Origin of the sequence: Bradyrhizobium sp. CCBAU 11357, assembly GCF_028128865.1 — a bacterium.
GTDB lineage: Bacteria > Pseudomonadota > Alphaproteobacteria > Rhizobiales > Xanthobacteraceae > Bradyrhizobium.
The window spans coordinates 266024-292452 of record NZ_LBJW01000113.1 but is presented as its reverse complement, the minus strand read 5'-3'; the positions used below and the strand labels follow the sequence as shown (position 1 = coordinate 292452).

Below are 26429 nucleotides of genomic sequence, written 5' to 3'. Positions count from 1 at the left end.
GCGCGTCTTTGACGGAGATCAGATTCGAGGAGGCCGGAAGGGAGGACTGCCGCCACGGGAGGCGACGACCTGATCGGCGGGGATAGCCGTTTCCGCTGCCGCGACGGCAAGGAATTCGAAAGCCAAGGGACGAATGTCCGCAAGTGCGACGGTACCGCCGACACAGCAGAAGCCCATGCCGCACTTGTAGCCGCTGTCTGAACCCGTTCCCTTCATGTCGGGACAACAATCGTCCATCGACATATCGCCGTCGCCGCCGACCTGCATGGCGGCCTGCATATCACCCGACGACATCGTAAGGCTGGAAGCGGACGCACCAGCCGGCAGCATCGCCAGGGATATGGCGATGGCGAGTGCCAGGATGGTCCGAACGATCCGCATCAGACGTGCTTTAACCTTTTGGATACCTTTTGGAACCGCGATGCAGCCTGAGTAACATAGTCTGCGGCCGAAAGCATTCTTTGATCCGGGTCAAGCATTCGTGAGCAAGGCTCCGATCCCTGTCAGCCTGATCGCCCGCATCCTGCTCGCCTATTGCGACTTGGATACCAGCTCGTCGGACCGCGCCATCCGCGACCATAGCAACGCGAGCGGACCGAGTGCGATCCCGGTCGCGAGCACGGTGAAGGCCAGCAACCAGCCCTCTGCACTCTGCGGACCGCCAGCGGCATCGAGGGCAACCCCGGTTCCCCAGGCTCCGATCGCCGACAGGCCGAACCCGACGGTCGAATGCAGGGCCAGAGTCGCCCCGCGATGCTCCGAGACAGCTGCAGCCGACATGCCGGCCGTCAATGCACCGGAATCTGCCGGCACCGTCAGGCCATAGATCATCAGCAGCAGCGCCAGCACCCATGCCGGAGCCGTCGCATTGAGGCCGATGACAAGCGCAACGCTGGCCGAGGCGATCATCACCACGGTGATCGCCCGATGCCGCCCGAACTTCAGTGCGGCCTCGTTGCCGAGGATGCTGGCCGGCATGGAGATCACTGCAAAGCAGAAGCTCATCAGGACCGGGCTCAGCCATGAGGGCGCGCCCTGATGCGCCACGACGTAGGTCCAGAAGCCGACCAGCCAGGTGCGAATGCCGTAGAGCTCGAAGCAGTGCGCGCCGTAGCCGAAGATGTAGCCGAGTGCCTCACGGTTGGCGAAAACGGGCGCAAAGTTCAAAAGGCGCCCTGCCCTTGGAGCGGGACTGCGGCTCTCGATCAAAAGACACGCGACCACCATCGCGATCGGACCGATGCCGGTCACGTAAAACGCGGTCCGCCATCCCCAGCCGTCGGCGAGGACTTGCGCGATCAGGAACGACAGGCCGACGCCCACCGAGAAGCTCGACGTGTAGAGCGTGACCGCCCGCGAGCTGTCGCCGGCGGGCAACCGGTCCGTCAGTGCCTTGAGCCCGGGCATGTAGGCACCGGCAAAACCAAGGCCAGCGAGCGACCAGATGATGGTCCCCGACCAGAAGCCTTGCGCGAAGATGCCAAACGCGACGGTCGCTACGCCGCTCACGACAGAGCCGCAGAGGAGCACGAGCCGTGCGTCGATGCGATCGGTCAGCGTCGTGAGCACGGGCACCGCCAGCATGTAGCCAAATGCATAGCCGCTCGCCATCATCCCGCCCTCGGCGGCGGACAAGCCCCACGCCGGCATCAGATGCTGGGCCAGATTCGCTGACAACGTCACGTGCGGCAGCAGGTTGCCGAGCTGGCCGATACACATCACCGCAATCAGTGGCCAGCCGCGCAAGCTACGAATGTTCTCCTCCCGTCGGACAGGGACTCATGCCGTCTGATCCCCACGAAGCAGCAGAAGGGCGAAGAACGCAGAGACCGAGGCCAGGGCGCTGATCCAGAGCGCGCTGCTGCCGAGATGCTCCACCATCAGTCCCAGCGCAAGGGGCGCGAAAGCGCCCGTTGCCCTCGAAGGCAGCGAAATCATCCCGACACGCCTGCCGAACCCGACCGGCCCAAACAGTGCCAACGGCAGCGTACCACGGGCAATGGTGATGATGCCGTTACCCGCGCCATACAGCACCGTGAAGGCCGGTGCGAGCAAAGGGCCGCCTGCGACCAGCGCAAGCACGCCGATCGGATTCATGAGCATGGCGAGCCTCGCCGACAGCAGCGGATGAAACCGGCCAAGCCATCCTGCTTCCAGAAGGCGTGCACCGACTTGCGCCGGTCCGACCAATGCTCCTGCCAACAACGCCTGTGCCGGCGTGGCGCCGAACGCAACCAGCATGGTGGGCAGAATGGCCGAGACTCCGGAGCTGACAAAACTCGCGGCCGCAAACATGTACGCCAGCAGTATCATGACGAAGGTTTCGCTCTGGCGGCCGGATTGCCGGCTTGCGCCCGTGCTCGGTCCGGACTCCTGATGCAATGGAGCGGCACGGGGCAGCGAAAGGTTGAGCGGCAAGGCAAGGCCGATGTGGATCACCGCCCACAGCTGACAGGCCGCGCGCCAGCCGTACTCCGTGGCGAGCCACGTCGTGAGCGGCCAGCCGAGTGTGCTGGCGAAACCGGCGATCAGGGTGATACCGGTGATCGTTCGTCGCGCATTGGCGCCATAAATGCGCGCAAGCGTCGCGAACGCGGCTTCATAGAGGCCCATGCCCATGCCGATCCCGAGCAATATCCAGGCTGCGATCAGCACCGCTATGCCATAGGCCATGGACAGCAGCAGCAAGCCCGCCGCGAAAACGAGGTTCGAGACGGCAAGCATGCTGCGCCCACCGAACGTATCGATGGCATGCCCAACTCTCGGGCCAAGCAGGCCGGAGATGATGAGCGCGCCCGACAGCGCTGCGAACACGTAAGTCGGCGCAAGACCGAGATCGCCCGCAATCGGCGCGGCCAGGATCGCAGGAAGATAGTAGCTCGACGCCCACGCGATGGTCTGCGCGGTGCCGAGCGCGATGACGACGGTGAGCGGGCCCGCAGTGCCTCGGCTCATGAGCAACCGCACCCCACACCGCCCGCCTTCTTCGCGGATTCATCGGCGGCACAGCAGGCCGAGGGTTCGGCCTTGGGCGGACCACCGCAGCATCCTGCCGCGCCGGTGGACTCCACGCCACCGCGTGTGCAGACGCCGGTCTCCGGCAGCACGAGCTCGACCCGTGCCGCCGCCTCCTGGTCGCCGGCGATGTCGGCAACGATCGAGCGGACCTGCTCGTATCCGGTCATCATCAGGAAGGTCGGCGCGCGGCCGTAGGACTTCATGCCAGCCAGATAGAAGCCCGGCTCATCATGCGCCAGCTCGCGCGCGCCGTGAGGCCGCACCGTTCCGCATCTATGCTCATTGGGGTCGATGAGCGGCGCGAGCGCGAGGGGCGCCTCGATCGCCGGATCGAGCCGCAGCCGCAGCTCGGACAGGAACGAGAGATCGGGCCGGAAGCCGGTCGACACCACGAGCTCATCCGCAACCACACTCCGCGCGCCTGCCGAAATCCTGAGGCGGCCTTCGAGCTCCGAAATATGGGTGACACCGAAGCCGGTCTCGACCGCAATCTCTCCGGCAGTCACGAGCGCGGCGAAGGCTGAGCCCAGCTCGCCGCGCGCGGCAAGCTTGTCGTTGCGGCCGCCGCCAAAAGCCTTTGCCGGATCGTCGCCGCGCAGCAGCCAAACCGGCCTGGTGCCGGGCGCCTCCTCGGCGAGCTGCGCGAGATCGATCAGCGTGCCCAGGGCGGAATGGCCGGCGCCAAGCACGGCCACGGTCTTGCCGGCGTATCTGCTGCGTGCGGTGCCGCGAACGGCCGGCATGCCATAGGCGATGCGGCCGGCGCATTCGCGTTCACCGAACGCCGGCAGACCGTTGCTGCCGGCCGGATTGGGCGAGAACCACGTGCCGGAGACGTCGATGACGGCATCGGCGCGCATCACCTCGTCGCCTTTGCCGTTCCGGTAGCGGATTTCGAACGGCGCCTGGTCCCGCCCCTTCGTCTTCGCCTTGTCGAAGCCGGCGCGGCTGATCGCCGTGACGCGGCTCGAGGTCCGGATCGTCTCGCGCAGCGGCGTTCGCGTGGCCAGCGGCGCGAGATAGCGATCGATCAGTTCGCCACCGGTCGGGTAGGAGCTCGGGTCCGGCGAATTCCATCCAGTCGGCGCAAGTAGGCGCGCCGCGGCCTTGTCGATATTGTATTCCCACGGCGAGAAGAGCTGGACGTGCTGCCATTGCCGCACGGCATGCCCGGCCTCCGGTCCGGCTTCGAGCACCACAGGGGACATGCCGCGTTCGAGCATATGAGCGGCGGCTGCGAGGCCGACCGGCCCCGCTCCGATGATGGCTACGGTCTTGTCCATTCCCAATACTCCATCCTTCTAGAATTATCGAATAATTAGCGAAATGAATCAGGCTGCCGTCTGGGCATCCTTACATCCCGCTTCGTCTGCACAGCACTCCGCGGCCAGGAAGTCGACCAGCCCCCGCATGGCATCGAAATTGGCGCGGCAGATCAGGGTCGTCGATTCCCTGCTCTGACCGACCAGTCCGACCGAGACCAGGGTCTTGATGTGGTGCGACAGCGTCGAGGCCGGAATCTTCAGCTTGTCCTGCAGGCGGCCGACCGGCATGCCCGCATGCCCGGCCCGAACCAGCGCCCGATAAATCTGCAGGCGGGTCCGATTTCCGAGGGCTTCCAGGCGTGCTGCTGCGTCGTCGATCTTCATGAACGCCATGATGCGCGCCTGCACATCGAGTGTCAAACGATATTTCTAGAATTTTCGAAATTACGACTCGCGCCGTGGCCGCCGGAGGTTTCCAGATTGACGCGGCCTCGATAATTCCATAAATCTGGATGTATGGAAACAGAGCAAGCCGTCCTGGCGCTCGCCGCGCTGTCTCAACCGACCCGTCTGGAGGCGTTCCGGACGCTGGTCAGGCACGAACCTGAGGGTCTTGCGGCCGGCGACCTCGCGCGCCTCTTGGAAGTCCCGCAAAACACGCTGTCGGCGCATCTGTCGATTCTGAGCCGCGCCCGCCTCGTATCTTCCGAGCGGCACAGCCGCTCGATCGTCTATCGCGCCAACCTCGGCGAATTTCGCGAGGTCGCAGTCTTCCTGCTGCGCGATTGCTGCGGCGGACGGCCGGAAGTTTGCGACCCCGTCGTCGAGACTTTGCAATCGTGCTGCTCGCCAAAACGAAAGGAGCGAAGCCGTGTCTGATCACAGGTTTAACGTCTTGTTCCTATGCACCGGCAACTCGGCGCGATCGATCTTGGCTGAGTCGATCCTGCGCAAGGACGGCGGCGGCCGCTTTCAGTCCTTCTCCGCCGGCAGCACCCCGAAAGGCGCAGTCCATCCGCTGGCGTTGCGCACGCTGGAACACATGGGCTATCCCGCCGACGGAATGCGCTCGAAAAGCTGGCTGGAGTTTGCCGCTCCGGATGCGCCGGTGATGGATTTCGTCTTCACCGTCTGCGACAACGCAGCGGGTGAGGCCTGTCCGATCTGGCCGGGCCAGCCGATGACGGCGCATTGGGGCATCGAGGATCCGGCCGCAGCAGAGGGTTCAGAACTGGAGAAACAGGCGGCATTCGTCACCGCGTTTCGTTATCTGAGAAACCGCATCGCTACATTCGTGAACCTCCCGCTGAGGAGCATCGACAAGCTTTCGCTCGGCACCAAGCTGCGCGAAATCGGCCGCTCCGAAGATGCAACCGATTTGGCACCGAAGGCCGGCTGATGGACGGTTTCGATCTCTCGCGGCGCCTTGCGGCCGAAGCGCTCGGCACGGGCATTCTCGTCGCCACCGTGGTCGGCTCCGGCATCATGGCGGAAACGTTGACCAAGGACGTCGCGCTTGCGCTGCTCTGCAACACCTTGCCGACCGGCGCCATCCTGGTCGTCCTGATCACGGTGCTCGGCCCGATCTCCGGCGCGCACTTCAATCCCGCGGTGACGCTCGTCTTCTCCGGCAAGCGCGAGCTGCCCCCATCCGAGGCTGCGTTCTATATAGTTGCGCAGATCGCCGGCGGGATCGCGGGAACGGTGGCGGCGCATCTGATGTTCGGTTTGCCTGTGCTCGAGCTCTCGACGAAAGTCCGAACCGGAGGGCCGCAATGGTTCGCCGAAGCGGTGGCCGCGTTCGGGCTGGTTGCGACGATCCTGGCCGGCATCCGGTTTCAGCGGACGGCCGTGCCTTGGCTGGTGGGCCTCTACATCACCGCGGCTTATTGGTTCACGGCCTCCACCTCGTTCGCCAATCCGGCCGTGGCCATTGCGAGGTCACTGACCAACACGTTCTCAGGCATTCGTCCCGCCGACCTGCCCGGCTTCGTCATTGCCGAGCTGTGCGGAGCGTTCGCCGGCATGCTGCTGATGAACTGGCTGCTCGGACGCTCACGCGCGTCCGCCTCGGTTGCAATCACGGAGACAATTCGATGACCGTCACGATCTATCACAACCCGGCCTGCGGGACCTCGCGCAACACGCTGGCGATGATCCGGCAGAGCGGCACCGAGCCCGCCGTTATCGAATATCTCAAGACGCCGCCCTCGCGCGACGAGCTCAAGGAGCTGATCGCGGCCATGGGCATTCCGGTCCGCGCGCTGCTGCGCGAGAAGGGAACGCCTTACAAGGAGCTCGGCCTGGACGATCCCAAATGGAGCGATGACGAGCTCCTCGATGTCATGATCGCCCACCCGATCCTCATCAACCGTCCGATCGTGGTGACGCCAAAGGGCACGCGCTTGTGCCGGCCGTCGGAAGCCGTGATCGATCTCCTGGACGCTCCGGTCGGCCGCTTCGTGAAGGAAGACGGCGAAGTGGTGGACGCGCGATAGGCCTGCAAGCGCGCTTCGGAAGCTTCAGCTATCCCAGCAAGCCTTTCAAGCCCGCATAGATCGAGCCGACGGCGGTCGCGGCAACGCCGGCAAGCGGCCCCACGGTCTGCATGAGGTCCTGTATCAAGCGGGCGCGGCGGCGCAGTTGCTCCTCCCCGACATGCTGTCCCAATAGACGCGCCATGCGGAAGGCGAACGCGTTCGGCTTACCGCCCTGGGTCAGCACGCGCGGCAATATCTGGAAGATCACGACGCTGAGAATGTTACCCGAGACGAAGGCGAGCAGGATACTGGCGCCATATTCGAACACCTCCCGCCATTCGATCCACACCGTTGGAAGGATCGGGACACGATCGTGGATCCCGGTGATCGTCAGCATCGCCAGGATGCTGACACTCGCGGTCAGAAACGCGAGCACGAATGCCGCGAGGATGTAGACCCGGTGCAGCGGATAGGCAACGAATCCGAACAGGAGAGGTACGGCAATCGACGCGATCCGAAGCGGGATCGGCGACAGGTTGAAGGTGATGGTCACCAGCACATGCGCGATCACCAGCAGCAGCGACGGAATCGCAACATAGAGCACCGCATGCGTTCCGTAATAGCGCAACGGATTGTTGTAGCGCTCGAGACGGACGTTGACACGATCGAGATCGCGCCTGAGCTTGTCCAGCTCGGCAACGATCTCGTCGATCTCGAGAAGCGTCGGCCGTACGACGCGCAAGTCCCGCGAACAATGCTTGCACGCGATGGCTTCGTCCTTGATCGTCTCGGCGCAGAACGGGCACTCCATCGCTAAAGCGGTATGGCTTTAAGTTGAATCGATTGCGGCGGCTCGTTCACCTCTCCCGCTTGCGGGAGAGGTCGGCATAGGCGGCCCCCGGGCCGCCGTCCTATAAGACGCCGATGCTTCGCATCGGCTATGGCGCCGGGTGAGGGCTTTCGCGTCTTGGAGACAGTCCCATTGCGGATACACCCTCTCCCCAACCCTCTCCCGCAAGCGGGCGAGGGAGCGCACGTTCTTTGTTGCTGCATCAAACCTGATCTCATCTCGCTTTAGCGCGACTTCCTTCGTCTGATGATCGCTTCGATCTCGTCTCTGGCCCGCTTCAGTTCGTCGCGCAGTTCCTCGCGCTTGCGCAAGAGATCGTCGCGCTCGGCAAGCAGCGTGGCAGGAACGGCGATGTCGCGCCCGCACGAGGCACAAACCAGCGCACCCTCGACACTTTCGGACCGGCAGTATGGGCAGGTCACTTGAGAGGTCACTTGGGCAAAGCTCACTTGGGCGCGACCTTCAGGGTGAAGACGGCCGTACCTGGCCGGCCGTCGCTGTCCTTGATATCGACGCGCACCGTATATTCGCCGGGCGGCAGCTCCGCATCCTGCATGTTGATGCCATCAGCCTGCACGAAGGGCTTGACCCTGGGAGTCAGGTCGACGTTCGGCGTGCGGAGGAAGATCACCTTGACCGAGTCCGGGTCGACCTTTGCTCCGCCATAGGACTGAAATTTCAACACCAGCCGCAGCGGCGAGCTCGCCGCATCACCCGGCGAGACGAACTCGACCTTCGGGCCACGCAGGATGCCGCGCTGCTGGACTTCAACCGCTCCCTTGGGAGGCGGCAGCTTGGCTTCCTCCTCCGTGATCAACTGCGTCGCACGCGACGGCGCCGAGACCAGCAAGGCTGCAGCCGCAATTCCGAGCAAGACATTCCGCTTCATTTCCTCTGCACCCCTTCCCGTCTCGTCACCGCAAGCCGCCATCGCCGATGATCGTGTACGGCGCCCAAAACAGCGGATGCGCATAGGCGAACTCGGTCTTGCCTTCGCTGTTGAGATAACCCGGACCATCGACGAGGGCCATTGCCGCCTGGCGCAGCGCCTCGCTGCGTGACAGCTTGGGATCGTCGGCCTGCCGCTTGAACAGGTCGGTCACCAATTGCCGCGCCGACTGCGAATGCACCGACCAGTTCGTCACCAGCAGCGCGCGCGTTCCGGCGTAGAAGAAGGCGCGCCCGAGCCCGGATGCGGCCTCCGCCCCGGCGCCGGCGCCGGCCCCGGTATTGCAGGCCGACAGGACGACCCAGTCCGCATCCAGCTTGAGGCCGAGGATCTCCTCCATGGTCAAGAGGCCGTCGCCGCCCTCGCCCGTCACCGTCGGCGACGACAGAGCGAGTGCCGGCTGCGTCAGCCCGTTCAGCTCGCCCGGGACGAGCCCATGGGTGGCAAAGGCCAGGATCCTGAAGCCGGACAGGTTCATGGTCTTCACCGCGCTCTCGGTCGCGCTCTTGCCGAGGAACAACACCTTCGAGGGATCCGCCTGCAGTGCCAGCGCGATCGATTTCAACTCGTCGGCGGTGTCGGGCAAACGGGGCAACAGACCGAGCTCGGCGCTGTCGACGCCTTCGAGCTTGGGACTGTTGCGCCGCTTCAGCGGACCGCCGCGCGTGATGTTGCCGCCGGCGTCGGCGACCTGAATCTTCTCTCCGCCGCCTTCCGCCTCGGCCTGCTGCTCGCGGTTGAAATAAGGATCGCCAAAGGCCACGAGGTCGCCGCGACCGGGCTTGCCCGGCGGCAATTGCCGCAGCGTACGCAGCGCCGCGGCCGAGGGCACCGTCGACACGGCATGGCTTCGCGCCAGCCACGGTACGTTGCGATAACCGACGAAGAGCGGGTCCTCGTCCGCGGCCACCTCTGCCGGTGCCGTCGGCAACAGGGACAGCGGCAGAAGTCCGAGAGCGCCGTTGGTCACGACGATCAGGTTCTTGGCCGGCTTCCATCCGCTCTCGACTGGCTTCAGCAACAGCTCGTAGAGCTCGTGGCCGAGCTTGAGATCGAACGGCGGAATGTCCGAGATCATCGCCGCCTGCGGCTCGAGCGCTTCGCGCAGCTTACGTATCTTGGTCTCGATGTCGCCGATCCTGGCATTGACCGCGGCGAACGCCACCGGGCCCGATTTCGGCACGGCCCAGACGAAACTGCCGCTCTGGCCGAAATAGAACGACAACATCGCTTCCCCGTCGGCGAGCGTCGCGCGAATTTCGGTGACGCTTGGCGGCTTGGGAGAGACGAGATCGGCGTAGACCGGAAACTTCTGCTTGATCTCCTGGCGCGCCTTGTCGCGGTCGGTGCGCAAGGCGGCGATCGAGGCCTGGATCTGCTGCACGCCCTTCTCGTCCCGCTCGGTGGACGGAAGCGCCAGCACGTTGTTGAGCGTTCCAAGCTGCGCGTTGACCTGCTTGGTGAGGTCCTGTTCCTTGCGGACGAGATCGGCCAGCGCCGGATCCTTGGCAGCCGCCCGCGCACTCGATGCCGCCAGAGCCTGCTGAACCGAGCGGCCGCGGATGGCGTCAGCGAGACTGAAGGTCTCCTCGCCGACCCCGCCGCTTGCGGCTTCGGTACGTGCAAGCAGCACGAAATAGCTTTCAACGATGCTCTGCAGGCGCTGGCTGCGCGCGGCGACCACAGTAGTGTTCTCGTCATCGGCATTTTCCCGCGCACTCGCCATCATGATCGGGATGGCGGCCTTGAACTCGCGGATCGCTTCGGCATCGCGCCGCGCCCGCATCAGGCCGACCGCCAGCGTGCCGCGCGCCGAGGCGGCATCGAAATGATTTTCGCCGACGCGGCCGACCTGCTTCTTCACCAATTGCTCGGCCGCAGCGATGCCGGCCTCGAGCTGGCCGGAGGCGTAGAGCGAGAGAATGCGCGACGGATTGAGCTCGAACACCTGGCGACGCTGCGGCTCCCAATTCGCAATCGCCTTGTCGATCGCCGCGTACATCGCGTTGGCTTCCGGCGTCTTGCGCTGGAGCGCCAGGATGCCGGCCAGTTGCGACAGCCATTGCACGGTGGATTGAGAATCGTCGGGAACACCGACGGTCTTGTTGATCTCCAGGGCCACGCGGCCGAGTTGCTCGGCTTCTTCGTAGCGGCCCTCTTCGACCAGAATGCCCGCGAGGCCCATGACGTAGCGCGGCGTCACCGGATTGTATTTGCCAGTGTCCTTCAGTCGCGCCAGCAGAGCGCGACGGGCATCGACCTCGGCCTCGGCAAGCCGGCCTTGTCGCGCCTTCATGCGGGCCTGACTGAGCACCAGGTTGTCGATCGACTGCAGGAAGACGGTTTCCGCCGGGGGATTGTCCGACTCCATCACGCCCTTCATGCCGGCCCGCTTGCGCTGCTCGGCCACGCGATAGGCAGCCTCGGCCTCCGCGAACTGCCCGCGCGCTTCGAAGATCATCGCCCTGGTCGCTTCGAGCTCCCCTTCCCAGTTCTGCCCGAAGCGCGCATAGTTGGCGCGCCAGCCCGGAAGACCGCTGGTGCGCGCCTCCTGGATTGCGGCCTGTGTGCGACGCAGATAGGCTTCCGCCTGGGCGACATCGCCCATCTGGATGAGGTTGCCGACAACGGACCGGTTGGCGCTCAATTGGAAGCCTTTTGCGCCCGGCTGGGTGGCGGTCTCACGCAACAACTTCTGAATCACATCCATCGACCGCTTTGGATCGCCGGCTGCGGCGTATTGCAGCGAGAGGAGCTGCTGCATGCGGCCCATCAGCCGAGGCTCGACCGCGCCGCGGCCGACCTCGACGGCCTTGCTGGCATCCGCAATGGATTCAGCAAGCCGACCAAGCTGCGCACGCGCATTGGCTCGATCGAAATAGAACTGCGCGAGATCTTCGCGCGATTCCTTGCCCTTTGGCGTGGAATCGGCGTCCGCTTTCAGCTCCACGATCAGCTTCTCGTTCGGCTTCTCGCTATCGAGGATCGCCGTGATGTCGGCGATGGTGCGGGGCGGCGCGATGAAGCCCTTCGGCAGTGCGGTGCCGGGCTCCAGCTTCGGCGCCGCTTCCTTCGGCAGCTCGACGGCGACATTGGCCCGGCCATTGGCGGCGTTGAGAGCCGCCATCACGCAGGCCTTGACCTGCGGCTTGGCCTTGGCGCGGCATCCCTCGATATCGGCACCGGCCTTGCGGCCGCCTTGGGCATGCATGCAGGCTTGCACGATCGGCTTGCCGACCGTCATCCGGCAGTTCTCGATCGCGGCCTCCTGGGTCAGCGCGGCGGCCGGGCCGGCTGATCCCAAGAGAATGGCAAGAACCAGCAGCAGGTTTCGCGCAGGTGTGGAATTTCGAGGGACCTCAAGCCGCATCCCGGAATTGCTGCTCATCGCAAAAGACCTTCGTGCAAAATGACTTGGTGTAACGGTGCAATCCTATCGATGTGGCCCGGGAGAACAAGCGCCAATCGGGGCGATTCGCCCAATATGCTGCACCGCGAGGCCCGTGGCGGGCGCGCGTGCGGCAGCACGTCCCGGCGGAACTGGCAGGCGTGAGGATCGGCGCTCAGCCCTTCGAGATCACCGTGCGGCCGTAAGGCGGCTGGCCTGCGACCGGCGGGTTGGCGGTCTGGGCGGCGAGCTCGCCGATCAGGCGGTCGGCATCGGCGGCCATGCCGTCGGGGGCCTGGATCACCAGGCGTTCCAGCGCCCAGCGGTAGGACGAGACGCGCTGCTCCAGGCACTGCTGCACCCATTGCAGGATCAGCGAGTTCTCCTGCATGCGCGCGACCGCATCGTCCTTCTCCCTCGGCGAGAGCGCGGAGACGCGCGCCATGCTGGCATCGCGCTTCCTGTCGAGGTCGATGACGCGGATCGCGGAGGCGAAGAACGGCTCGAAGCGGGTGATGTCGTTGCGCACGTCCTCGATCAGCTGCGCATAGCGCGAGGAATGCGACCGGTGCGGCTCGTCGATCAGCGTGCGTCCGTACATGGTGCGGTCGAACACGATCTTCTGCCGCCACGGCGAGGGCAGCGCCTTGTAGTCGCCGAACACGCTCTTCCATGCCGGGCGCGACAGCGGCGGCTCGATCATGGGATAGGCGAGATCGCGAAGCTGGCGCTCTTCGTCGGTGAGCTGGAATTGCGAGGGCTTCAGGCCGACGCTGGAGGTGACCTCCGCACCGAGCCAGCGATGCATGTCGTCGCTGCGCATGCTCTCGCGGGTGCGGCCGAAGTCGCCGCCGCTGCACGCCGCGAGCAAGGCGCTTAGCAGCGTGAGCAGGACGGCCGATAGGACAGGCCGGATCTGACGGATGGAGCCCGGCATTGCATGAAGCCGGATGTCAGCGACGGCGACGACGGCGCCCCGGCGCTGTGCCCTGCTCCGGCCCGCGATCGCCACTGGTTTCGTCCGCCTCACGCTCGATACGGATCACGGGAAGGATCACGACCGTTCCCATGTCCGCGCGCGGAGCGACATCCCCCGACGAGCCCACCCGGCGACCGGCCGGAAATTCGATGATGGTCCCCATGTCAGCTCTCTTCAATTGCCGCGCGACCGAACGCGCCCCTGCAACATGCAATTCATTAAGATCAGCTCATGGTTAACGGGGTGTAAACGCGCCCCTTCGACCGTAACCACACGGACCGCGCCGTCCCGTTGCGGCACGACAATTGCTGAATTTGCAGGGCCGGCTTCACGCCTCGTTTTCCTTAACGAGGCTTTAAAAGAAGCTGCGCTAGGCTCGCCCCCAAGTCTCTTTCCCGAGTTGCGTACGCCTCCATGACCAAGTCGCTGTTTCCCGGATTCGACGGGCTGATGACCCTGTCCCGTCGCGAAGGTGTCGATGTCCGTCCGACGCTGCTGCGCGTGCTGACCGACCTTTACGTCCAGACGAGCACCCACAGCGACGACGAGCAGCGGCAGTTCGTCGAGCTCGCCACGCGGCTGATCGACCAGGTCGACGATGCGACGCGCGCGGCCGTCAAGGCGCGGCTCGCGGTCTATCCGCAGACGCCCGTCCCGATCCTGCAGAAGCTCGGCCTGGTCGCGACCCAGGAAGGCCGCAGGGTTCCATTGGCCCGGGAGATCCCCGCTCCGCCGCGCACGCCCGCATCGGCACGCGTGCCGACCGAGGCCGAGCAGCGCATGGCCGCCAACATGGCGATGCAGCCGAAAGAGGCGGCCGAGATCCACGAGATGTTCTTCCGCGCCGGCGCCCCCGAGCGCGCGCTGATCCTGCACAATCTGGCGCAGACCCCGCTCAAGCCCGCCCCCCCGATTCCGACCGTGCGCGCCAAGCGCGCGATCCAGATCCTGGAGATGGCGGCGATCGCGGGTGATGTCGAAAACTTCACCTTCGAGCTCGGCGACAGCCTGATCCTGCCTTCGCGCGTCGCAGCCCAGATCGTCGACGATGCCGGCGGCGAGGCGCTTGCGATCGCCGCGCGCGCGCTCGACATGCCGAGCCCGGTGTTCCAGCGCATCCTGTTGTTCTTCAAGCCGGAGATCGGAACGTCCGTGAACACGGTGTACCGGTTGTCGCGGCTCTACGACCGCCTCGCCGAGCGATCGGCGCTGGTGATGCTGGCGGCCTGGCGCGGCTCGACGCTCGCCGTCACCCGCGCGAAGTACCAATCCGCGCTGCACGACGGCGAACGGCAACGCGCCCGCGCCGGCGCGAGCCAGACGCGGCCGGGCGTGCAGCCCGGGTCCAGCCCAGCGGTGCGCATCGGCACCGGCGGATCGTCGGATCACTGATCGGCTCGCGCTAGCGCCGATGCTGAGTGTTGGGCGCGGACGTGCCCAAACTCGTCATTGCGAGGAGCACTTGCGACGAAGCAATCCAGAGTCTTTTCGCGGAAAGATTCTGGATTGCTTCGCGGAGCCTGTCATCGGGCGGCGCTTGCGCGGACCCGTTGGCTCGCAATGACGGTTGGCGCTAAGCCTTCGCCAATTCCAGAAAATGCCGCCCGGCGCGATCCTCGGTCTCGACGATCCAGGCGTCCGGATCGAACCGGATTTCCTTGGTCAGCCGCTCCTCGATAGTGTGCTCCGGCAGAGGCTGGGGCGCGACGGGCACGAAGAAGCGATCGATGGGCCGGCCGTCGTCATAGACGGTCTGCGGCGCCGGCGCGTACAGCATCGCATTGCCGTCGAGCAGCGACACCTTGACGAACACCGCGCCCGCCTCCTCGGCACCACGTCGCCGCACGGCGCCGAACACGCCCTCGGTCTGGCAGCGGCGCAAATAGGCCGCGACCCAAATGTTGGATTTCAATCGCATGAAACGCACGATAGGCCAGTGCCGCCATCAGCACCAGCCTCGCTCCAAAGCGTGACAATCATTCGACCGGGTGGCCGATCGCAGCGGCGAGCTCGCGCAGCAGGCGGTCGGAGACCTGGCCGGTGACCTGCATCTTGTGCTCGCGCTCGAATTTCTGAATCGCGGACTGGGTCTCGCTGCTCATGCTGCCCGTGATCTTCAAATTGCCGTAGCCATATTCGGACAGCGCGCGCTGCACGCCGGCAATGCGCCGCGCGGCCGGGCTTTGTGCCGGGATCGGCGCCGGCGGACGCACGGCCGCGGGCGACGTCGAGGTCGTCGCCTTGACCAGATTGGTCATCGGATCGTTGGAGCGCGTCGAGGCGGTCGCCTCGACCGGCTTTTCGGGCGCCTTCTCGGCGGCACGCTCGGCAGGCTTGGACTCGGCAGGCTTGGGCTCGACGCGGAACTCGGTCGCGCGCGGCTCGAGCGGCGAGGTATCGGCGCCGACGGGGCGCGGACGCGGCAACGGGTTCGACAGCGGCACGGAGGACGGCGCGGGAAGATTGATCACCGTGCCGAACATCGGCGCGGGGTGCCGGCCAGTCTGGAGGAACAGCGCATTGGCGACGATCGCGGCGATCGCGGCGACGGCGACGAGACCGGCCAGCGTATCCTTGGGACTGTGCAGCAGCACGCGCATCACGAGGTTGCGCTCGGTCTCGACATCGATGACCGCTGCCTTGGCGCCACGGCGGCGCGGAGCGGCTTCGTCCTTGGCAGACTTCTTAGGCACTTTTCTTCACCAGAGCGGGTTGTTCCTGGGACTGGTCGTGAGCTTGGTCTTGAATATCCTGGCGCACCGCCGGCGTCAGCGTCGCGATCTTGCGCTCGGCCGGCTTGACTTGCGGCTGCGTGTAGACGAGCGGCAGATTGACGGTGACGGCCGTGCCCTCGCCCAACCGGCTTTGTACCGTCAATTCGCCGAGATGCAACGCCACGAGGCTCTTCACGATCGAAAGTCCAAGGCCCGTGCCCTCGTGACGCCGCTGATACGTCGTGCCCGCCTGGAAGAACGGCGCGCCGATGCGCTTGAGATCGTCGGGCGCGATGCCGACGCCGGTATCGCTGATGCGCAGCGTCAGCTGCGAGCCGGACACCGCGGCCGAGACGCAGACCTGGCCGCCGCGCTCGGTGAACTTGATGGCGTTGGCGACGAGGTTGAGCACGATCTGCTTGAAGGCCCTGGGATCGCCGGTCATGACGGGCAGGTCCTGCGGCGCGTCGGTGATCAGGTCGATGCCGTTCTCCCGCGCCTTCAGCGCCAGCAGATTGCAGCAATGGAGCAGCGAGGCGCGCGGCGCGAACGGCTCGGACGCGATCTCGAAAGTGCCCGATTCCATCTTCGACATGTCCAGGATGCCGTTGACGACCGACAGCAGGTGCTGGCCGGAATCGTTGATCAGCTGGGCGTATTCCTTGCGCTGGGCCGCACCCAGCATCAGGCTCTGCTCCTGCGCTATCATCTCGGAGAAGCCGATGATGGCGTTGAGCGGCGTGCGCAGCTCGTGGCTCATGGTGGCGAGGAAGCGCGTCTTGGCGGCATCGGCCGCCTCGGCGGCGCTGCGCGCCTGGTCCAGTGCCTGCTCGAAAAGCTTGCGGTCGGTGACGTCGCGCATCACGGCGACGACTTCGGCTTCGCACGTGACGTCACGCGCCCTGTCCTGGTCGAGCGGACGGCAGCGCATCTCGACCCAGATGAAATCGACCTGACCGCGCTCGGAGACGGGCTCGCGCCGCAACCGGAACTCGACGCTGCGCACCTCGCCGCGCGCCGCATCCGACAACGCCGTGAGATAAGCCGGCCGATCGGCGACATGGACGCGGTCGAACAGGCCGTGGCCGAGCAGTTGCGCGACCTGCATGCCGAGCATGGTCTCGGCGGCCGGCGAGATGAACTGCACCGCGCCGTTGCGCTGATGCCGCGAGATGACGTCGCTCATGTTGCGCGCCAGCAGGCGGTAACGCTCCTCCTCGCGCGACAAGAGCGCAACGCTGGTCCGCGCAAGCGATTCCGCGCCGAAGGCGAGGCCCGCGGCATAGAGGGTCGCGGACGCAACTCCGAAGGCCATCAGCACGCCGCGCTCGGCCGCGCTCGGCTCCGCCACCGGCAGCCAGCCGAGCTGGCTGACCAGGATCAGCATTCCGCCGCAGGATAGCGCGAGCAGCGAGGCGAAAGCCGCGACGCGGCGCGAAGCCGACAGCGCAGCTTCGAGTGGAACCACGATCAGCCAGACCGCGGCGAAGGATTCGATGCCGCCCGTCGTGACCGCAACGGCCATGATCAGGCCGGCGAGCGCCAGCGACGACAGCACATGCGCACCCTCGTAGCGGCCGGTGCGCGACAGGAACCAGGACAACATGATCGGCGCGATCAGCCAGGCGAAGGCCGCGACCTCGATCGCGCTCGGCGCGCCGCGCATGGCGAGATAGACCGGGAATGCGGCGAAGGCGGCGAGGCTGCCGAGCAGCCGCGGTGCCATGAAGGCGCGATGGCGCGCGCGCATCAGCGCATCGTAGCGCGCGGAGGGATGCAGCAGTGCATCGAGACAATCGCGGATGATACTCAAAACTGTCACGGGTCTCGCGCTTCGGCTCAATCGTCTTGAGAAGACGCGCCGGAACGCCTCCTTGTCGTTGAGCCACCGTGTCAGAGCGACCTTAAACGAGTGCTAAGGCGGCACAGCGCGCGGCCGGACACCGCGCTATCGCGGAGCTTTTTAGACGATTTGGCGACGTCTTCGCTGCGGATGGTGAACACAGGGTTTCACTTGCTCCCCATGGTTTCGAATTGGTGGATGCGGGACGGCCGGCAAAACCACGGGCGCGGGCGTCAATTGAAAATTTACTGGAAGGTCGCTGCCAAAGAATTTTGGGTCAATTTTCCGCGAATTAAGCTCAAGGCAATCACTTGCGATTTATCGAGGATTGCTAGGTCCGACATCCGCGGGAGATCGCCGCGAGCGGACTCTAACGGACAGGTCGACAAGATGCGCTTTCTGCTCCGCATCACATTCTGGCTCGGGCTGGTGCTGGTGCTCCTGCCGCGGGACAAGACGCCCGAATCGGACAAGCTGCCGCAGATCGGCGCCGCCGATGCGGTGCAGGCCGCGACCGCGGCCGTTTCCGACATGACCCAGTTCTGCAAGCGCCAGCCGGCGGCCTGCGAGGTCGGCGGCCAGGCCGCGACCATCATCGGCCAGCGCGCCCAGGACGGCGCGAAGAAGCTCTATCAGATCATCAACGACAAGAAAGAGCAGATCACCAACGACAAGAACGACGGCAGCAAGAACGACAACAAGAAGGCGCCCGACCATACCGGCTCGATCGCGCTGGCCGGCGAAGGCGATCTTGCCGCGAGCGAGGCGCCGCGCGATACCCTGACCCAGGACGATCTTGCGCTCGAATGGCGCGGACCAGGGCCGGCGAATTAGCGCTCAAACCCTATCGATTTCAGGGCTTCGCGTCTCTATATTGGCCTTAACAGGAACTGTGGGCCGATATGACGACGATCGACGACATCAGGGACAATTTCGAGCTTCTCGACGAGTGGGACGACCGCTACCGGTACGTCATCGAGCTCGGCCGCACTCTGGAACCGATGCCGGAGGCGGAACACTCGGCCGAGAACAAGGTGCAGGGCTGCGTCAGCCAGGTCTGGCTGCAGAAGTTGGTCGACCGCGGCAATGGCGAGCCGGTCCTGAGATATCGCGGCGACAGCGACGCCCATATCGTGCGCGGGCTGGTCGCGATCGTGCTCGCGCTGTATTCAGGCCGCACGCCGCGGGAGATCCTCGATACCGACGCGATCGCCGTGTTCAACGAGTTCGGCTTTCGCGACCATCTGACGCCGCAGCGCTCGAACGGCCTGCGCTCGATGGTCGAGCGCATCAAGACCGATGCGAAAGAGGCGCTCGCGGAAGTTTCGTGACAAGCTTCCAGCGTCGTAGGGTGGGCAAAGGCGCCCTTGCGCCGTGCCCACCATTTTTCTTCGATTGCGCTGGAGCTGGTGGGCACGCTTCGCTTTGCCCACCCTACAAGATCCCCCGACTACTTCCGCTTCCGCTGCTGCTGCCCGAGGCCCATCTGCTTGGCGAGCTGCGAGCGCGCCACCGCATAGTTCGGGGCCACCATGGGATAGTCGGCCGGCAAGCCCCACTTCTCGCGGTATTGCTCCGGCGTCATGTTGTACTGCGTGCGTAGATGGCGCTTCAGCGACTTGAAGCGCTTGCCGTCTTCGAGGCACACGAGATAATCGGGCGCGATCGACTTCTTCAGCGACACGGCCGGCTTGGCAGGCTCCAGCGGCGCGGTTTCGGTGCGGCCTGACGAGACCCGCACCAGGGCGCCGTGCACCTGATTGATCAGGTTCGGAATCTCGGCCGCAGGCGTCGGATTGTTGCTGAGATAGGCCGACACGATGCTCGCGGTCAGCTCGATGAAATTCTTCGCCCCCGCATCCGACATGCGCCCGCCTTCTCCCGCTTGTGGTCACGGGATTGACGACACCGAAGTATTCCCTGTCAAGAATACATTCGGCTGAAACACGACGACTGAGGGCGATGCGCTGATTACTGGTGAAGGCCGCCGCTCTACTTGAATGCCCGCCGCCTCAACCGCGCTGGTCGAGATGGGCGCGGAGCTCGTCGATCGAGGCAAAGCGCATCATGCCCTCCGGCATCTGCGCCTCGATGGAACCATCGGAATAGAGCGAATAGGCCATGCCATCGACGATGCCGGACTTGAGCACCGTCACGGGTGGTGCGGACTCCACGGGCGGCGGCGGCGGCTCGGGCGCCGGCGCCGGAGCGGTCTCCGCGAAGGTTGACGGCGAGCGCGGCGGCGGCGGCGGACGGCGCGGGGCGGCCGGCGGCTCAGGCGGGCGCGTACGGTCCGGCTTCGGCCAGGCCACGTCAAAGCTCGCTGGCGGAAGGTTCGGGGCCTCACTGGGCTCCACAGGCGGCGGCGCAGCTTCACCGGATTTCGCCTCGGCGCGCTCGCGTTCCTTGCGCGAGGTCGAGGCGAACAGCAGGTTGCGCCGGCGCGGCGCTTCCGGAGCGGCAGGCGGGGTCTGGGCTTCCGGCTCCTGCTGCGGTGCCTCGACACGCGGACGCTCGCGCGCAGCAGCTTCGCTCTGCCACGGCGGCGGACTTGCGGGCGGTGGCGGCGCCGGCTCAGCTCTCACCGCCGCAGCGGGCACCGGCTCGGGTGCGACCGCGCCAGGCACGGCGAGGCCCGGCAGCACGGGCCTGACCCGAACCTCGGATGGCGCGACTGCACCGGCCAGCCGGCGCGCGATGCCCTTGAGCTCGAGCAGCACCAGACGCAGGCCGACCAGTAACATTCCGGAGCAGACGCCAATGGTGCCGGAGATTATGAGAGTCCCACCGAGGCTGAATTCCCTGATCGTCATGCCGAAAATGATCGCGAGGAGACCCGCCAGGACGGCGCAAATCCCCACGATCAGCAATGCCAAATTCATCGAATTCACCCCCGGCCGCGCATGCACGCGCGAGAACCGCTACGCCACGATACCGTCATACGCTGTTCCACGCCAACGGCCAATTCTGGGCGGTGTTCCTAAAGGGAAGGAAATCAGGGACTTATTCACATTCCCTTCAGCTGCGGCTCGATACTGCTAGAGCTGCTCTCAAGTCATCGGAATTGGCGCCAACCGGAATTGCTGCGTCGCATCAGGAATTTAGCCATAATGCCCAATTACTTGGTAATGGAACTGCGCTATAGGGAGTCCGGGGTTGAGGCCCGCGCGCACCAGCAGGGCCAAGAGGGGATTCCGGGGCACCGATAGCCATGACATCCATCACGACTTCGGCGATCGACACGCCTTCACGGCGCTCGGTCGAGCGGACTTGCGACGATCTCGCCATGCTGGTGCTGGCCGCGGTCGCCGTCATTGCAGGCCTGACCTTCCGCGATTACGGGCTCGGCTGGGACGACTACACCCACGCCGAATACGCCGACCTGCTGCTGCGCATGTTCGGTTCCGGCTTCAAGGACACCGCGGCGCTCTCCTTCGCCAATCTCTACATGTACGGCGGCGGCTTCGACATGGTCGCGGCCCTGCTGCACAAGGTCATTCCGCTCGAGCTGTTCGAGACGCGCCGCCTGGTCGGTGCCATCGTCGGCGTGATCGGGCTTGCCGTGACGTGGCGGCTCGGCCGCCGCATCGGCGGACCGCTCGCAGGCCTCGCCGCGCTGCTCCTGCTCGCGCTCTGCCCGATCTTCTACGGCCACATGTTCATGAACCCGAAGGATGCGCCCTTCGCGGTCGCCATGATCATCCTGATGCTCGGCCTCGTCCGGCTCGCCGAGGAATATCCGCAGCCGTCGCCGCGCACGATCCTGATCGTCGGCCTGGGGGCCGGCCTCTCGCTCGGCTGCCGCGTTCTCGGCGGGCTCGCTTTGGTCTACGCCACGGTCGGGTTCATGCCGCTGCTGCTGGAGGAATTGCGCAGCGAAGGTCTGCGCGAGTCGGTTCGCCGCTTCGCCCATGTCGTCTATGTGCTGCTGCCCGGCCTCGTGCTCGGCTATCTCGTGATGGGCCTGATCTGGCCGTGGTCGATCATGGAGCCGGGCAATCCCTTCGAGGCGCTGACCTACTTCTCGCATTTCTTCGAGAAGCCGTGGAAGGAGATGTTCGACGGCGCGATCGTGTCGGTGCCCGACATGCCCTGGTCGTATCTGCCGACGCTGTTCGCCCTGCAGCTGCCCGAGGTGATGCTGGTGCTGATGGGCGGTGCCATCGTCAGCACCTTCGCCATGCTGCCGCGGCGCGAGGTTCCGGCGCGCCGCAAGACCATCCTCCTGATGCTGACGCTGGCTGCGACGCTGCCGCTCGCGATCGCGATGGTGAAGCGCCCGGCGCTCTACAACGGCATCCGCCATTTCGTCTTCGTGATCCCGCCGATGGCGGTGCTCGGCGGCGTCGCCTTCGCCTGGACCATGGAGCGCCTGCGCGCCAACCACCGCACCTGGCAGCCGGTCGTGCTCGCCACCTTCTGCTTCGGCCTCGCGCTGTCGCTCGCCGAGATGATCCGGCTGCACCCCTACCAGTACACGCACTTCAACCACATCGCGGGCACGGTGCGCGGCGCCGACGACCGCTTCATGCTGGACTATTGGGGTCTCGCCTTGAAGCAGGCCTCCGACGGATTGCGCGAGCAGCTCGTCGAGCGCCAGGAAGTGCCACCGAGCAACCGCAAATGGAAGGTCGCGGTGTGCGGACCGCAGCGCCCGGCCCAGGTCGCGCTCGGGCCGGACTTCACCATCGGCTGGGATTCCAATGCCGCCGATTTCGCCATGACGCTCGGCGAGTTCTACTGCAAGGGCCTCACGGCGCCGGTCATGGTCGAGATCAAGCGCGACGACGTGGTGTTCGCCCGCGTCTACGACATCCGAGGCCGCGGCATTTCCAGCCTGCTTTCGATCCCGGCTCCGTAATAAATTTCTCCAGGCCGTATTGCTTCGGCCTTCGCTCTTCGAGCTACGGCGGACAAGCATGCGGGCTACGCCGAACTGCCGCGCATTGTGTACCTTGCTGCAAGCCATTTGCAGGACTAGGCTCGCTTCCCGCAACAACGACGTTCGGAGAGATCAGCCATGTCGCCAGCAGAAGCCCGCGTGAGGGAAGTGCCCTCCAACATGACGGAGGCGGAGTGGCAGCAACGGGTCAATCTCGCCGCCTGCTATCGCCTGGTCGCGCTGTACGGCTGGGACGATCTGGTCGACACCCACATCTCCGCACGCGTGCCCGGCCCCGACCATCACTTCCTCATCAATCCGTACGGGCTGATGTTCGAGGAAATCACGGCCTCCAGCCTCGTCAAGGTCGACCTGCACGGCAACCAGCTCTCCGAGAGCGAGTACAGCATCAACCCCGCCGGCTTCACCATCCATTCGGCAATCCACGAGGTGCGCGAAGACGCCATCTGCGTGCTGCATCTCCACACCCTCGACGGCACCGCGGTGTCGAGCAGCGCGGAAGGGCTGCTGCCGCTGAACCAGACCGCCCAGCTCGTCACCCACGACCTCGCCTATCACGACTATGAAGGCATCGCGCTCGACCACGAGGAGCGGCCGCGACTGCAGAAGGATCTCGGCGACCACAACCACATGCTCCTGCGCAATCACGGCACGCTGACGGTCGGCCGCTCGGTCGCGTCCGCTTTCGAGCGCATGTACCACCTCGAACGCGCCTGCTCGATGCAGGTGCGCACGCGCGCCCTCGGCACGCCGGTCTACCCGGTCGAGGAGATCGCGATCGAGAAGAACACCGAGCTGTTGTCGAACCGCGACCGCGCCGAGCTGCGCGCGAACAACCTCGTGTGGCCGCCCTTGCTGCGCAAGCTCGACCGCGTCAATCCCGGCTACAGGTCTTGAGATTTTCGGGATTTGGCGTAGAGTAACACTCAACGAACCTCTACGCCTTTTGGAATGAAACGCCGCCCAATCCCGGGCGGCGTTTTTATTTGAGGCCGGTCGTCATTGCGAGCGCAGCGAAGCAATCCAGACTGTCGCCGCGGAAGATTCTGGATTGCTTCGCTGCGCTCGCAATGACGGGGAGAGGTCTTGTAGGGTGGGCAAAGCGGAGCGTGCCCACGCCTTCTCTCGCGATCCGGGACGAATGGTGGGCACGGCGCGTTGCGCCTTTGCCCACCCTACGGCACCGTGCCTATTTCACCTCCGCCAGCGCGGCGAGGATCCTTGCCCAGGAGCGGATCCCTTTCTGGAAGCTCTGCAGGTCGTATTTCTCGTTGGGCGAGTGGATGTTGTCGTCGTCGAGGCCAAACCCCACCAGCAGCGAGTCGAGGCCGAGCGTGCGCTTGAAGTCGGCGACGATCGGGATCGAGGCGCCGGAGCCCATCAGCACGGTCTGCTTGCCCCATTCCTCCGTCAGCGCCTTGCGTGCGGCGGCGAGCGGCTTCATGGTCCAGTCGAGCGCGACCGCGGGCGCGGCGGAATGGTCGCCGAACTCGACCTTGCAGTCGCCGGGAATGCGCGCCGTCACGTAGTCACGGAAGGCCTTGCGGATCTTTTGCGGGTCCTGGCCCTGGACCAGACGGAACGACACCTTCGCCGAGGCATGTGAGGGAATCACGGTCTTGGAGCCTTCGCCGATATAGCCGCCCCAGATGCCGTTGACGTCGCAGGTCGGACGCGTCGAGGCCTGCTCGACCAGCAGCCTGCCCTTCTCGCCAGCCGGAAGCGACAACCCGACCGGCTTGAGGAAGGTCTCGGGCGTGAAATCGAGCTTCTTCCACTGCTCCAGGATGTCGGGCGGCGTGTCCTTCACGCCGTCATAGAAGCCGGGAATGGTGATGCGGTTGTCGTCGTCGAACAGGCCGCCCAGGATTTTCGTGAGCAGGCGGATCGGGTTCATCGCCGTGCCGCCGAACACGCCGGAATGCAGATCGCGATTGGCGGCGGTGATCTTCAGCTCTTCATAGAGCAGGCCGCGCAGCGAGGTCGTGATCGCCGGCGTGTTGCGATCCCACATGCCGGTGTCGCACACCAGCACGTAGTCGGCCTTGAACTCGTCCTTGTTGGCCTCGATGAAGGGCACGAAGTTCTTCGAGCCGACCTCCTCCTCGCCCTCGATCAGGAAGGTGACGTCGATCGGCAGCGAGCCCGTCACCTTCTTCCAGGCACGGCAGGCCTCGACGAACGTCATCACCTGGCCCTTGTCGTCCTCGGCGCCGCGCGCGACGATGATCTTGCGGCCATCGGCATGATCGGTGACGACGGGCTCGAACGGCGGACGGTGCCAGAGATCGAGCGGGTCGACCGGCTGCACGTCGTAATGGCCGTAGAACAGCACGTGCGGCCGTCCGCCCGCGCCGGTCCTACCGACGACGGCGGGATGGCCCGCGGTCGGCCTCACCTCGGTGGCCACACCGAGGCTGGCGATGTCCTTGGCGAGATGCTCGGCGGCAGCCTTGCAATCATCGGCGAAGGCGGGATCGGCCGAGATCGACTTGATCCGCAACAACGAGAACAGGCGCTCCAGGCTGTTGTCGAAATCCTTGTCGATGTGGTCGAGCACGGATTGGAGCTGCGCGTTGGCCATGAGTGCGAATCCTGATTGTTGGGTCTCAAGAGGTCCCGGGTTTTAGCGCCGGCGCGGCCTCGGGGCTAGCCGCAAGCGGCGGGTGCCGGATGTGCCAAGCGAGGCACCCTGCGACGACCGCCGTCGCAGCGAGGTTGTTGCCCCAGGCCTGGATCACGATGGGAAACCACGGCAGCGACAGCAGCATGAGGATGCCGGCGGCACCCAGGGCGAGCCAGGTTCCCAGGCGCACATGCGCTCGCTCGTCGAAGGCGGCGCGATGCATCAGCACCGTGATCGGGAAGAACAACCACATGAAGTAATATTGCCGGGCCAGAGGCGAGGCCACCGTCATGAGGCAGAACAAGATGCCGAGCTCCTCGGCATCCGAGCGCGCCGACCGCCGCGCTTGCCGCGGCATGATTGCGACGAAGCCGAGCCCGAGCAGCGCCGACAGCGCGAGCACGATCCAGTTCGCCGTCCTGTAGTCGACGTCGATCACGTTCATGGTGCGCGGCGGCTTCTTGGGATCGTCCTGATTGTAGTTGATCGGCCGCACCAGGCGATGCGTGACGGCAATCAGGGATTGGTTGACCCACGACCAGTTCTGCTCGCCACGCTGGCCAAAGCCTTTTTCCGAGCTCGTCCCGACCATGCCCTGGTACCATTTCGCAAGCTCGGCGGCGTTGCGCTCGAAGCCGCGGATGGGCGCCGGCACGAGGTAGAGAAGTATGCCGGTGAAGACGATCGTGCTGACAAGGGCGGCCCATTTGCGCCGCCACGCCAGATAAGGCAGCACCGCGACTGGAAACACCTTGATGGCGATGGCGAGCGCGAACATGAAGCCGGCGAGCCACGACCGCTGATGCCGCAGGCTCCAGAAGCCGTAGAGCATCATCGCCAGCAGCACGAGATTCGGCTGGCCGAGGTCGAACATGTCGAACACGAAGGACACGGTGACGACGACCGGCAGCGCCTCCAGCCACCGACCCGGCGCGCGGCCCGAGCCGGTCATGACCTGGGAGAGCGCCCCGGTGCACCACCACGCCACGGCGTTCAGGATCGACAGGACGACATAGAGCGGGATCTTGCCGAACCAGCTCGGGATCGCCAGCAGGATCGCCGGCAGCGGCGGATAGATGAAATCGAAATAGTCCTCGGGCGCGGCAGGATAGAGCGGCTCACCCTGCAACACCTGCTGTCCAGCCCAGTACCAGAGCGAATAGTCCTTGGTCTTGCCGCGTCCGAAAATCTCGGGAACGAGCACGTCGGCGGCCAGGAGGATGCAGCAGAACAGAAAAAGCAGATCCAGCGGCGCCCGAAACGACGGGCGTCTGGGCAGGTCAGGCTTGGCTAACGGGGAGGACGTGGTCACGGTGCGGTCCTGAGCGGCGATGACACAGGACGTAGCAGACCGGCAAGGGCTTGGAGAGTCCCCTCACCTGAATGTGTGACGTTCGGCCCTTCCCAGATCGCG

Annotated in this window: 27 protein-coding genes; 9 read left to right on the top strand and 18 right to left on the bottom strand. The window is 65.3% G+C overall.

Annotated elements, in window-relative coordinates:
• Nucleotides 1–18 precede the first annotated feature (18 nt).
• From XI05_RS37215 to XI05_RS37195, 5 genes are all read right to left on the bottom strand, one after another.
• Nucleotides 19–381, bottom strand: a complete 363-nt coding sequence (locus XI05_RS37215; RefSeq protein ID WP_271511009.1) for a hypothetical protein — start codon at nucleotides 379–381, stop codon at nucleotides 19–21.
• A gap of 150 nt (nucleotides 382–531) precedes the next feature.
• Nucleotides 532–1719 carry an MFS transporter gene (locus XI05_RS37210; protein WP_271511932.1) on the bottom strand — a complete coding sequence of 396 codons (1188 nt, stop codon included), beginning with the start codon at nucleotides 1717–1719 and terminating at the stop codon, nucleotides 532–534.
• Between the two features lie 60 nt (nucleotides 1720–1779).
• Nucleotides 1780–2955: an MFS transporter gene (locus XI05_RS37205; protein WP_442869356.1), complete on the bottom strand. Its 1176-nt coding sequence runs from the start codon at nucleotides 2953–2955 to the stop codon at nucleotides 1780–1782.
• Nucleotides 2952–4301 (bottom strand): NAD(P)-binding domain-containing protein, encoded by a 1350-nt coding sequence (locus XI05_RS37200; protein WP_271511004.1) that lies wholly within the window; start codon nucleotides 4299–4301, stop codon nucleotides 2952–2954. Before XI05_RS37200 ends, XI05_RS37205 begins: the two co-directional genes overlap by 4 nt.
• Nucleotides 4302–4349: 48 nt before the next feature.
• Nucleotides 4350–4667: an ArsR/SmtB family transcription factor gene (locus XI05_RS37195; RefSeq protein WP_271511929.1), complete on the bottom strand. Its 318-nt coding sequence runs from the start codon at nucleotides 4665–4667 to the stop codon at nucleotides 4350–4352.
• 132 nt (nucleotides 4668–4799) lie between these two features.
• Here XI05_RS37195 and XI05_RS37190 point away from each other — a divergent pair, with 132 nt between their 5' ends.
• From XI05_RS37190 to arsC, 4 genes are read left to right on the top strand one after another with little or no spacing between them, the layout of a single operon-like run.
• Nucleotides 4800–5162 carry an ArsR/SmtB family transcription factor gene (locus XI05_RS37190; protein WP_271511002.1) on the top strand — a complete coding sequence of 121 codons (363 nt, stop codon included), beginning with the start codon at nucleotides 4800–4802 and terminating at the stop codon, nucleotides 5160–5162.
• Complete coding sequence (locus tag XI05_RS37185; protein WP_271510997.1) at nucleotides 5155–5682, top strand: arsenate reductase ArsC; 528 nt, start codon at nucleotides 5155–5157, stop codon at nucleotides 5680–5682. Before XI05_RS37190 ends, XI05_RS37185 begins: the two co-directional genes overlap by 8 nt.
• Nucleotides 5682–6383: an aquaporin gene (locus XI05_RS37180; RefSeq protein WP_271510994.1), complete on the top strand. Its 702-nt coding sequence runs from the start codon at nucleotides 5682–5684 to the stop codon at nucleotides 6381–6383. The genes XI05_RS37185 and XI05_RS37180 overlap by 1 nt, the downstream gene beginning before the upstream one ends.
• Nucleotides 6380–6781: an arsenate reductase (glutaredoxin) gene (arsC, locus tag XI05_RS37175; protein WP_271510991.1), complete on the top strand. Its 402-nt coding sequence runs from the start codon at nucleotides 6380–6382 to the stop codon at nucleotides 6779–6781. The genes XI05_RS37180 and arsC overlap by 4 nt, the downstream gene beginning before the upstream one ends.
• Before the next feature lie 28 nt (nucleotides 6782–6809).
• Here arsC and XI05_RS37170 read toward each other — a convergent pair whose 3' ends face one another.
• From XI05_RS37170 to XI05_RS37145, 6 genes are all read right to left on the bottom strand, one after another.
• On the bottom strand, nucleotides 6810–7574 hold the full coding sequence (locus XI05_RS37170) for a hypothetical protein (RefSeq protein ID WP_271510988.1): 765 nt from the start codon (nucleotides 7572–7574) through the stop codon (nucleotides 6810–6812).
• 263 nt (nucleotides 7575–7837) lie between these two features.
• Nucleotides 7838–8062, bottom strand: a complete 225-nt coding sequence (locus tag XI05_RS37165; RefSeq protein ID WP_271510985.1) for a hypothetical protein — start codon at nucleotides 8060–8062, stop codon at nucleotides 7838–7840.
• A complete protein-coding gene (locus XI05_RS37160; RefSeq protein ID WP_172784193.1) occupies nucleotides 8059–8502 on the bottom strand; it encodes a hypothetical protein in 444 nt (147 codons plus the stop codon). The genes XI05_RS37165 and XI05_RS37160 overlap by 4 nt, the downstream gene beginning before the upstream one ends.
• Before the next feature lie 25 nt (nucleotides 8503–8527).
• Nucleotides 8528–11950 (bottom strand): CHAT domain-containing tetratricopeptide repeat protein, encoded by a 3423-nt coding sequence (locus XI05_RS37155; RefSeq protein ID WP_333940068.1) that lies wholly within the window; start codon nucleotides 11948–11950, stop codon nucleotides 8528–8530.
• 175 nt (nucleotides 11951–12125) lie between these two features.
• The gene (locus XI05_RS37150) at nucleotides 12126–12887 is read right to left on the bottom strand and encodes a hypothetical protein (protein WP_271510983.1); all 762 of its coding nucleotides are present in this window, start codon (nucleotides 12885–12887) and stop codon (nucleotides 12126–12128) included.
• Between the two features lie 16 nt (nucleotides 12888–12903).
• The gene (locus XI05_RS37145) at nucleotides 12904–13092 is read right to left on the bottom strand and encodes a hypothetical protein (RefSeq protein ID WP_172784191.1); all 189 of its coding nucleotides are present in this window, start codon (nucleotides 13090–13092) and stop codon (nucleotides 12904–12906) included.
• Nucleotides 13093–13343: 251 nt separating this feature from the next.
• Here XI05_RS37145 and XI05_RS37140 point away from each other — a divergent pair, with 251 nt between their 5' ends.
• The gene (locus XI05_RS37140) at nucleotides 13344–14321 is read left to right on the top strand and encodes a DUF2336 domain-containing protein (RefSeq protein WP_271510980.1); all 978 of its coding nucleotides are present in this window, start codon (nucleotides 13344–13346) and stop codon (nucleotides 14319–14321) included.
• 181 nt (nucleotides 14322–14502) lie between these two features.
• Here the strand turns inward: XI05_RS37140 and XI05_RS37135 are convergent, their stop codons facing one another.
• The 3 genes from XI05_RS37135 to XI05_RS37125 are packed head-to-tail and all read right to left on the bottom strand — an operon-like array spanning nucleotide 14503 to nucleotide 17465.
• The gene (locus tag XI05_RS37135; protein WP_172784189.1) at nucleotides 14503–14847 is read right to left on the bottom strand and encodes a DUF1491 family protein; all 345 of its coding nucleotides are present in this window, start codon (nucleotides 14845–14847) and stop codon (nucleotides 14503–14505) included.
• A 58-nt stretch (nucleotides 14848–14905) separates the two neighbouring features.
• On the bottom strand, nucleotides 14906–15622 hold the full coding sequence (locus XI05_RS37130) for a peptidoglycan-binding domain-containing protein (RefSeq protein ID WP_271510977.1): 717 nt from the start codon (nucleotides 15620–15622) through the stop codon (nucleotides 14906–14908).
• On the bottom strand, nucleotides 15615–17465 hold the full coding sequence (locus XI05_RS37125; protein ID WP_271510974.1) for a PAS domain-containing sensor histidine kinase: 1851 nt from the start codon (nucleotides 17463–17465) through the stop codon (nucleotides 15615–15617). The genes XI05_RS37130 and XI05_RS37125 overlap by 8 nt, the downstream gene beginning before the upstream one ends.
• 411 nt (nucleotides 17466–17876) lie before the next feature.
• Here XI05_RS37125 and XI05_RS37120 point away from each other — a divergent pair, with 411 nt between their 5' ends.
• The gene (locus tag XI05_RS37120; protein ID WP_212256963.1) at nucleotides 17877–18320 is read left to right on the top strand and encodes a DUF5330 domain-containing protein; all 444 of its coding nucleotides are present in this window, start codon (nucleotides 17877–17879) and stop codon (nucleotides 18318–18320) included.
• A gap of 68 nt (nucleotides 18321–18388) precedes the next feature.
• Entirely contained in the window at nucleotides 18389–18817 is a 429-nt protein-coding gene (locus tag XI05_RS37115; protein WP_212256964.1) for a SufE family protein, read from the top strand.
• A gap of 119 nt (nucleotides 18818–18936) precedes the next feature.
• Here XI05_RS37115 and XI05_RS37110 read toward each other — a convergent pair whose 3' ends face one another.
• Together XI05_RS37110 and XI05_RS37105 are read right to left on the bottom strand one after the other, a co-directional pair.
• The gene (locus XI05_RS37110) at nucleotides 18937–19353 is read right to left on the bottom strand and encodes a MucR family transcriptional regulator (RefSeq protein ID WP_172784182.1); all 417 of its coding nucleotides are present in this window, start codon (nucleotides 19351–19353) and stop codon (nucleotides 18937–18939) included.
• A 145-nt stretch (nucleotides 19354–19498) separates the two neighbouring features.
• Nucleotides 19499–20368, bottom strand: coding sequence for a DUF308 domain-containing protein (locus XI05_RS37105; RefSeq protein ID WP_271510971.1), 870 nt, complete (start codon nucleotides 20366–20368; stop codon nucleotides 19499–19501).
• 329 nt (nucleotides 20369–20697) lie between these two features.
• Here XI05_RS37105 and XI05_RS37100 point away from each other — a divergent pair, with 329 nt between their 5' ends.
• Nucleotides 20698–22347 (top strand): glycosyltransferase family 39 protein, encoded by a 1650-nt coding sequence (locus XI05_RS37100; protein ID WP_172784180.1) that lies wholly within the window; start codon nucleotides 20698–20700, stop codon nucleotides 22345–22347.
• Nucleotides 22348–22506: 159 nt separating this feature from the next.
• On the top strand, nucleotides 22507–23286 hold the full coding sequence (locus tag XI05_RS37095; RefSeq protein WP_172784179.1) for a class II aldolase/adducin family protein: 780 nt from the start codon (nucleotides 22507–22509) through the stop codon (nucleotides 23284–23286).
• 292 nt (nucleotides 23287–23578) lie between these two features.
• Here the strand turns inward: XI05_RS37095 and XI05_RS37090 are convergent, their stop codons facing one another.
• A complete protein-coding gene (locus XI05_RS37090) occupies nucleotides 23579–24973 on the bottom strand; it encodes a M20/M25/M40 family metallo-hydrolase (protein ID WP_271510968.1) in 1395 nt (464 codons plus the stop codon).
• Between the two features lie 25 nt (nucleotides 24974–24998).
• On the bottom strand, nucleotides 24999–26327 hold the full coding sequence (locus tag XI05_RS37085) for a glycosyltransferase family 87 protein (RefSeq protein ID WP_271510965.1): 1329 nt from the start codon (nucleotides 26325–26327) through the stop codon (nucleotides 24999–25001).
• Nucleotides 26328–26429: the final 102 nt, after the last annotated feature.

Bases quoted from the DNA above. Each gene is read 5' to 3' on its own strand.
- XI05_RS37215 (WP_271511009.1), bottom strand. From the start codon at position 381: ATGCGGATCGTTCGGACCATCCTGGCACTCGCCATCGCCATATCCCTG.
- XI05_RS37210 (WP_271511932.1), bottom strand. From the start codon at position 1,719: ATGTGTATCGGCCAGCTCGGCAACCTGCTGCCGCACGTGACGTTGTCA.
- XI05_RS37205 (WP_442869356.1), bottom strand. From the start codon at position 2,955: ATGAGCCGAGGCACTGCGGGCCCGCTCACCGTCGTCATCGCGCTCGGC.
- XI05_RS37200 (WP_271511004.1), bottom strand. From the start codon at position 4,301: ATGGACAAGACCGTAGCCATCATCGGAGCGGGGCCGGTCGGCCTCGCA.
- XI05_RS37195 (WP_271511929.1), bottom strand. From the start codon at position 4,667: ATGAAGATCGACGACGCAGCAGCACGCCTGGAAGCCCTCGGAAATCGG.
- XI05_RS37190 (WP_271511002.1), top strand. From the start codon at position 4,800: ATGGAAACAGAGCAAGCCGTCCTGGCGCTCGCCGCGCTGTCTCAACCG.
- XI05_RS37180 (WP_271510994.1), top strand. From the start codon at position 5,682: ATGGACGGTTTCGATCTCTCGCGGCGCCTTGCGGCCGAAGCGCTCGGC.
- arsC (WP_271510991.1), top strand. From the start codon at position 6,380: ATGACCGTCACGATCTATCACAACCCGGCCTGCGGGACCTCGCGCAAC.
- XI05_RS37170 (WP_271510988.1), bottom strand. From the start codon at position 7,574: ATGGAGTGCCCGTTCTGCGCCGAGACGATCAAGGACGAAGCCATCGCG.
- XI05_RS37160 (WP_172784193.1), bottom strand. From the start codon at position 8,502: ATGAAGCGGAATGTCTTGCTCGGAATTGCGGCTGCAGCCTTGCTGGTC.
- XI05_RS37155 (WP_333940068.1), bottom strand. From the start codon at position 11,950: ATGAGCAGCAATTCCGGGATGCGGCTTGAGGTCCCTCGAAATTCCACA.
- XI05_RS37150 (WP_271510983.1), bottom strand. From the start codon at position 12,887: ATGCCGGGCTCCATCCGTCAGATCCGGCCTGTCCTATCGGCCGTCCTG.
- XI05_RS37145 (WP_172784191.1), bottom strand. From the start codon at position 13,092: ATGGGGACCATCATCGAATTTCCGGCCGGTCGCCGGGTGGGCTCGTCG.
- XI05_RS37140 (WP_271510980.1), top strand. From the start codon at position 13,344: ATGACCAAGTCGCTGTTTCCCGGATTCGACGGGCTGATGACCCTGTCC.
- XI05_RS37135 (WP_172784189.1), bottom strand. From the start codon at position 14,847: ATGCGATTGAAATCCAACATTTGGGTCGCGGCCTATTTGCGCCGCTGC.
- XI05_RS37120 (WP_212256963.1), top strand. From the start codon at position 17,877: ATGCGCTTTCTGCTCCGCATCACATTCTGGCTCGGGCTGGTGCTGGTG.
- XI05_RS37115 (WP_212256964.1), top strand. From the start codon at position 18,389: ATGACGACGATCGACGACATCAGGGACAATTTCGAGCTTCTCGACGAG.
- XI05_RS37110 (WP_172784182.1), bottom strand. From the start codon at position 19,353: ATGTCGGATGCGGGGGCGAAGAATTTCATCGAGCTGACCGCGAGCATC.
- XI05_RS37105 (WP_271510971.1), bottom strand. From the start codon at position 20,368: ATGAATTTGGCATTGCTGATCGTGGGGATTTGCGCCGTCCTGGCGGGT.
- XI05_RS37100 (WP_172784180.1), top strand. From the start codon at position 20,698: ATGACATCCATCACGACTTCGGCGATCGACACGCCTTCACGGCGCTCG.
- XI05_RS37095 (WP_172784179.1), top strand. From the start codon at position 22,507: ATGTCGCCAGCAGAAGCCCGCGTGAGGGAAGTGCCCTCCAACATGACG.
- XI05_RS37090 (WP_271510968.1), bottom strand. From the start codon at position 24,973: ATGGCCAACGCGCAGCTCCAATCCGTGCTCGACCACATCGACAAGGAT.